General features: G+C 29.8%; 1 protein-coding gene. It reads right to left on the bottom strand.

Annotation, left to right across the window (positions count from 1 at the left end; all coding sequences use genetic code 11):
• Positions 1–1,153 (bottom strand): CAP domain-containing protein (locus B5D16_RS12295; protein ID WP_200804001.1); only part of this gene is annotated, 1,153 nt, incomplete at its 3' end.
• Positions 1,154–1,290 lie beyond the last annotated feature (137 nt).

The raw sequence follows: 1,290 nt of genomic DNA, 5'->3' as shown, positions 1-1,290 counted from the left end.
TTTCAGTAAAAACAGCATATGATTCACCACTTCCCATAGCTATGGCACCAAATTTAATGAGCTTCGATATCATAGATTCATAATGACCTTTAGAATTTTGCCATGCAACAATAGAATCTTTAGCACTTTTTTCTTTGCTAGAACTATAGTAGTTTTCACCGAGCGGGTTAGTACCGAAATCAAAAATATTATTTGTAAATGCATCAAACATAGAGTCTACCCAACCATGATCCTTATAATACCCTTTTACTCGTCCTTCTACTCTATAACATGCAAAAGTATATAAATCTTCGTCCCATTTTAACAGATCTACACCTGCTTTTTCCCTTACTTTATTCTGTAAATAAAATGCTTCTTCTGATTTCCACCTATTAACTAATGGTTCTTTATAACATGTAGAAGAGGCTTCAGTTCTAATCGATATCGTTCCTGAAGAATTATTATAAACTTTTTCACCATCAACTATATTATATGCTTTTATTTTTATTTTTGCTAGTTCATTCATTGCAAAATCAGTTATTTTATACGAAGTTTTTTTAGTATCTTTTATAGTTTCCCAATGGCCTTTAGTATCCCAGTCTGTTACGAAATGCCATCTTTGTACTTCATATCCATCAGCTCCGTCTAATGCAAGCCAGGATAATTTATAACTATTAATTGTTGTTTTTTGTTTGATATAAATAGGTTTTGCACCTTTTTTAACTCCAGTAAGAATACCATTGTTCCAAATATAATCAGTTGAGTTATATGTCTTAACTTTTTTATATCTCCAATTTACCTTATAATTAAGACCAACTACTTTATCCTTTGGAGCTTTCTTTACTTTAACCTTTATAATTGTTTTCTTATTGCTATTTTTAGCTTTAACAGTTACTTTTGCGCTTCCAGTTTTTTTAGCAGCTATTATTCCTTTTTTTGTAACTGTAACTTTCTTATTATTACTTTTGAATACAAGTTTTTTCTTTTTTGAGGACGAAGTATACTTCTTAACTTTGATATTAAGTTTTTCGCCAACATATAATGTCACATTCTTTTTCTTTCCACCAAATTTAACAGTCTTTGTATTTTCTGCATATGCTTTAACATTGCCTATGCATGATATACTCATGACTGTAATAAAAGTTATTAAACTATTTCTAAGTAATGCTTTCATACACTTCGCTCTCCTTTAATTTAATCATCTGCTCTTTCCAAGATTTGGATTGAATCTAGGTTTATCTATGCTTTCTTCTTTTGTTTTGTACGTATCGTGATATATTGCTTTACATCCAAAGTATTCTTCCCAATATT

Origin of the sequence: Eubacterium uniforme, assembly GCF_900167115.1 — a bacterium.
GTDB classification, from domain to species: Bacteria; Bacillota; Clostridia; order Lachnospirales; family Lachnospiraceae; genus Eubacterium_S; species Eubacterium_S uniforme.
This window is presented reverse-complemented; position numbering and strand designations above follow the sequence as displayed.